The 5,697-nt window shown below is 38.5% G+C and carries 4 protein-coding genes and 1 pseudogene; 3 read left to right on the forward strand and 2 right to left on the reverse strand.

Translation table 11 applies throughout. The annotated features are described in order from the left end of the window. Positions 1-924 (forward strand): xanthine permease (locus tag QZ562_RS18865; RefSeq protein WP_293763675.1); only part of this gene is annotated, 924 nt, incomplete at its 5' end. Between the two features lie 71 nt (positions 925-995). On the opposite strand, the gene QZ562_RS18870 is transcribed toward QZ562_RS18865, so the two are convergent. Further along, positions 996-1,736: a response regulator transcription factor gene (locus QZ562_RS18870; protein ID WP_293763678.1), complete on the reverse strand. Its 741-nt coding sequence runs from the start codon at positions 1,734-1,736 to the stop codon at positions 996-998. Between the two features lie 127 nt (positions 1,737-1,863). Here QZ562_RS18870 and QZ562_RS18875 point away from each other — a divergent pair, with 127 nt between their 5' ends. Further along, a complete protein-coding gene (locus tag QZ562_RS18875) occupies positions 1,864-2,244 on the forward strand; it encodes a response regulator (protein WP_293763681.1) in 381 nt (126 codons plus the stop codon). 620 nt (positions 2,245-2,864) lie between these two features. Here QZ562_RS18875 and QZ562_RS18880 read toward each other — a convergent pair. Further along, entirely contained in the window at positions 2,865-4,511 is a 1,647-nt protein-coding gene (locus QZ562_RS18880) for a response regulator (protein ID WP_293763684.1), read from the reverse strand. A gap of 219 nt (positions 4,512-4,730) precedes the next feature. Here QZ562_RS18880 and mmsA point away from each other — a divergent pair. Continuing rightward, positions 4,731-5,693: pseudogene (gene mmsA / locus QZ562_RS18885) on the forward strand (CoA-acylating methylmalonate-semialdehyde dehydrogenase); the annotation flags it as partial. Positions 5,694-5,697: the final 4 nt, after the last annotated feature.

The raw sequence follows: 5,697 nt of genomic DNA on the forward strand, positions 1-5,697 counted from the left end.
ATTATACTGGGTGCGGCAATTGCCGCTTTTTTGCGAGTAACCAAGGACGGCGATGCGGCTAATGTATTTCAATCTGCGCCTTTAGCTGGAACGTTGGGGGTGGTAGTCTGTTTAGTCTTTGCTTTTTCTAAACCTCTACAAGCGCTTGCGATGAATAAAAAATGGCTAGCGACTATTCTTGGGTTTGGTTTATTACCCGGGTTTGTTATAGCAGGCATTGTCGGTTTTTTCACGGGTGAGTTTCAATACAATATTCGTTGGGAAATACTTGATGTAGGGGCTTCGACCGCTTCTTTGTGGGTAAAAGCATCGCCTTTTGCAATCGGATGGCCACCTGTTGGGACTTTACTTGCTTCATTCCCATTGGCACTAATTACCTACATTTTGTTTTTTGGTGATGTGGTGACTGGCAATGAAATGATTGAACAAGCACAAACCATTCGCACAGATGAAAAACTTGAGTTAAACGCGAGTAGAGCTCACATGGCTACTGGCATTAGAAATATTTTAATGGGTATTATTGCACCTTTTTTCGCTACTCAGGGCGTGTTATGGACCGGCATACAAGTGGTTCTCTTGAAACGTTGGACTCAAGGAAGAGATAAGTTAGATTCAATTTTCGATAGCATAGGCAGTTTTTACGCATTTGGTTTGCCTTTCTTGTTTATATTGCTGCCTTTCGTGACCTTGTTAGAACCTCTATTACCTCTGGCTTTGGCCGTTACACTTGTGTTGACTGCATTTGCCTGTGCCACATTAGCCTTGTCACTCGTCAATGATGCAACAGAGCGAGGGGCGATGGTTATTACAGCAATGGCATTTAGCGTTTTCGAACCTTGGTTAGGTTTGTTAGTGGGTATTATTGTGATTGCAGCTTTATGTGGTATTCAGGTATTTATACCGAAAAAAGAAAAGAAAGTGTAACGTATTCCTTAGTCTGCTCTTTGAGGGGCAGTCGTGATTGCAATATTGTTGGCTATTAACTTCTTTTTTTATTAGAGTTTTTTAACACTAGCAGTAAATATGTATCCTACGCTGCGCACTGTCTTTATTAATGACACTGAGTTAACGGATCGTTTTAATTTTCTTCGCAGCCGACTGACAAGGCCATCGACACCTCTGTCATAACCAACCCAGTCAAGGCTGTGAAGTTGATTTAGTAAAAAGTCTCGAGAGAGTACGCGATTAGGAGCTTCGACAAATGCTCTCAATAAATCGAATTCTGCGGTAGTTAACTCTACCTCCTTATCATCTTTTGTAATTAGGCGACGTGAACTCAGGTCCAGTTTCCAATCTAGAAACTCGGCTATTTCCACACTTAGGCTCACTGCTTGCTCTGGATATTTGTTACCGTGAGTTCGTCTAAATACTGCTTGAACCCGAGCTAATAATTCCCTAGGACTAAATGGTTTGATGATGTAGTCATCTGCTCCTACTTCTAGACCTACTACACGGTCAATTTCACTAGTTTTTCCAGAAACAATGATAATTCCTACGTCTGATCCTGCTCGGATCTCTCGTATAAGCGTGAGTCCATTTCCATCTGGAAGGCTTAAATCAATAAGAAAAAGATCGATAACATGATTTATTTTTAACCTTTCAAATGTATGAATGTTTTCTGCAAGCAAGATAACAAAACCTTCATTTGACAGGGCTTCTTGTAACTCTTCTAAGGTAGCTCTATCGTCTTCTAATATAAGAATTATGGGACAAGTATTTATGTTTTGGTCTGTCACTTGATTAGTTCCCGAATAGATAACACTTGTTAGTTTTGCACAAAATTGCACAAACCCCGCATATTCATTACATATTTTGCATTTAGACTTTGTATCAAATTGCAGACTTAACTCCATTGGATACAGCATGCAACCTAGTACACTAGTTTTAAACAACTCAGTTCTAGTTGTTGATGACGATACTGAAGCACTTGAGGAGATGGCTGATGCTTTAGAAAATAATGGGTTGGAAGTTTATATTGCCAGCGGAGTAGATCTAGCTCTGGAACTAGCTAGGAAGCAACGCCCTAAGTTTATAATTATGGATTATCTATTACGTGGTTGCACTGGTACAGAAGCTGCTAGCGAAATCCACAAATTTCTGCCAGAAACACAGATTATCATGATATCAGCATTAGATGGACTCGCTCAACTAATGACAGCCACAGACTTTGGTGAAATTGTTATCTTAAAAAAACCTTTATCCATGGACAGAATCAGCTGTTTTATTAAAAGTCGATTAGATTAAAACAATATCAGTCACAAATTAACGCGGATTTTAGGAGTATGTAGACTTAAATATAATCACCACAACACGGAGCAAAATGAGAGACATAATTTAAGTTCTTTCACATTTGGTGATAAGTCTCCTCAAGTCAAGATACCTAAATTAAACCTAAAGCATTGATGCTCAATCATGAACCTGAAAATTCAGTTGAAGTAATTAAGTTATTGCTTTTATACCGTTCTACATAACGTTGAGCAGAAGGTGATACAACTTTGACACTACTCTATAAATATTTGGTTTAGATTGCTTACAAAAGATTGGCAAACTTCAAGATAAAGAAAAATATTAAAGTAAAAGTATTTTGTGTTTGTCATAGTTATTGTTCATGGTGAATAAGCGCGATAACTTAAAGCGATAACACCCATATTAGATATTTTGTAAGTAAGTAAGTTTATCAGTCTACTTAAACTTACTTAGTTGAAAAATGTTACCTGACATTAAGGTTGTTCAACTTAAAAATTATGGGCGTCTTAGATAGATTGGGAGCATCTATATACACGACTATCTTCGGTGAAGTGCTGTTCTATCCTGTTTTTATTTATTTCAGTTTTGCTCAATTCTTTTTTATCACCTATTTTTTTCTATTCCAGTTCCAGTACTTCATTAGAAATAAGATACACCTCTTTTTTCTTGGCAACACGACTGACAATTTCTTCTAAACGCTTCCTATTGGCTTCGCTGAATTTACGGTTTTGTAATTCTTTTAAAAGCTCAAGAGTATTCACTTCTTTGAAAAAATGTAACTCCCCGTCTACTAAACATTGTAATAAATTGAGGCTGAAAGCCAGCTCTCTTGGGAATAGTGAATAAGCTTGATAGAAGTCCTCCACTGCTGCGACAAAATTTTTGTTGGTGTATTTTTGCAAGCCAATTTTATTAAATTCAAGCGCTTGGGGCCTTCTTTCGCCGATGGTGTCTTCGCTCTTTGCGACCAGCATGCCAGAAATAGTTTTTTCATTACTATCCTCAACATCTTTCAACTTTTCTTGACTCAGTTTTAAAAACTCTTTGGCCTTCTCAGTATTACCGAGGTTATGCCATGCTTGGGCAGCATCAGTGATAGTAGATATTTCAGCGTTTTGAAGTTCACTCATGCCGGTACGGGATAAAATTTCATTGGCTTTTAGCTGATTGCCTTCCATAGAAGCAATCATGGCATACATGTAGTCTTTTTGTATGATTAGATTAGGGTCGGATAACTTTCTGCCAGCAGCGCCAATCAAAAATTTTGCTGCTTGTAAATCTGAAGAACGTTCCCGTAAAGATCTCAGTTCTGCTTCAGCTATATAACAGCGAGCAAGTTCAAGTGATATCTCATCGTAACGTTCTCGGTTAGAACGATTAGACTCTCGTTTTTTTTCTAATAAAGTAATGGCCTCATTACCCCGTTCTTGTGCTCGATAAATATAAGCTTTCAAGCGCGCAGCAGGGATTGATAACTCACCTTCACGGATCTGATGAATAAAGTTTTCGGCTTTGTTGTACTGATTGTTGTTAACGCTAATACGAGCCAACCACTCATATGCTCTGTCACCAGTAAGCTCTGAATGCGTAAGCTCGAGCAATAAGGTTTCACTCTCTTCTACATGTTCGTCTAAAAACAGACTTTGGATTAACCCCCATTTAGCCCATATGACTTTTTCAGATTTTTTTAAGATACTACGATAAAGACTTGTCGCTTCTGAATAGCGTCCCAATTTAGTTAAAAGCTTGGCGCGTAACTTAATCAGTGCACTTTTTTTCTTAGGTGGGGCATTTTTTTCTAATAGTTGGTCTAGTTGGCCTAATGCCTGTGGATAATTATCTTCATCCATCATTTCGAAAACAGGCATTAAATATTCATGAAGGCTAAGGCAGTTTGAAATACTTCTGCTCAAATTACGTATGGTATAAGGTTTGATTACCAATGCTTCTGGATGTACGTCAACAATCTGACCAATAATGAACGGGAGTCGATCGCAGGTAATAAACATCACGCAAGTAGTGTAGGTGATTTTTTTTTGTTCTTGTAAATCTTGTAGTACTTCTACGCCATTTTTATTTTGTCCAAGATGGAAGTCCATTAGCAGTAAATCTAATGTTTTATCTTTCATATTGGTTTTCAGTTCTTGACCACTACTGAAGCAGTTGATTTTGTTAAATCCCATATCCAACAAATGATTACGAATATTGGCACGGGCCATTCCATTGTCTTCTACAACGGCAACTCTAACTTTTGCATGTGACATTTGAAAAAACTATTTCTCTTTATTTGATAAGCAGCATAACAGGCACAAGAGATAAAAATAATCAATTTCTGAGTTCATCCTGAGTGTTTTAACGAAATATACTAGTTGTGGTTGTATAGCTAACGGGACAGTGGTCGATAAGTAAAAATGTTTACTTTACGTTAACGTAAAGGTAAAAATTTGTTAGCCTCGTAAAATTATAACTATACAGGACTATTTATGCCGCTTATTCCGTCCCTCATTAATGGCGAATTGACTACATCGTCTTCTTTACCAAACATTCCTGTGACTAATCCCGCTAATAATAAAGTGATAGCTGAATTGACGTGCACTAGTGAAGCAGAATTAGCTTTAGCCGTGGCGAGCGCAAAAACAGCATTTCAAAGCTGGAAAGAGGTACCTGCCTCAGAAAGAGCAAGGGTGATGATGCGTTATCAGCAATTACTTAAAGAACATCACGACGAACTTGCTACCATTCTCAGCAGTGAAACGGGTAAAACACTTGCCGATGCAAAAGGTGATGTTTGGCGTGGTATTGAGGTAGTAGAACAAGCTATAAATATTCCCTCAATGATGATGGGCGAAACCGCAGAAAATGTGGCCAGAGGAATAGACACGTATAGTTTTATTCAACCATTAGGTGTGTGTTTAGGCATTACGCCATTTAATTTTCCTGCGATGATCCCCTTATGGATGTTTCCTATGGCCATCGCTTGCGGTAACACTTTTATTCTTAAACCATCAGAACAAGATCCTCTTACGCCGATGAGATTAGCGGAATTATTTATACAAGCTGGTGCACCACAAGGTGTGCTAAATGTGGTGCATGGCGGCAAAGATCAGGTCAATATGTTGTTGCAAGACCCAGATATTCGTGCGGTATCTTTTGTTGGTTCAGTACCTGTAGGACAGCATATATACAAAACAGCTACCGACAATATGAAGCGCGCCCAGTGTTTTGCGGGTGCCAAAAATCATTCAGTAATAATGCCTGACTCAAATAAATTACAAGTGCTGAATAACTTAGTCGGCGCTTCAGTTGGTGCTGCAGGCCAGCGTTGTATGGCCATTTCTGTAGCAGTATTTGTGGGTGAGACAAAAGAGTGGATTGGTGAATTAACTGAACTGTTAAAAGCAGTTAAACCAGGGTTAGGGAATTATGAGTCAGCTGTGTTGGGTCCATGAA

The organism is uncultured Paraglaciecola sp. (genome assembly GCF_913058035.1).
GTDB lineage: Bacteria > Pseudomonadota > Gammaproteobacteria > Enterobacterales > Alteromonadaceae > Paraglaciecola.

Coding starts and splice junctions, on each gene's coding strand:
- QZ562_RS18880 (WP_293763684.1), bottom strand. CDS start 4,511: ATGTCACATGCAAAAGTTAGAGTTGCCGTTGTAGAAGACAATGGAATG.
- QZ562_RS18875 (WP_293763681.1), top strand. CDS start 1,864: ATGCAACCTAGTACACTAGTTTTAAACAACTCAGTTCTAGTTGTTGAT.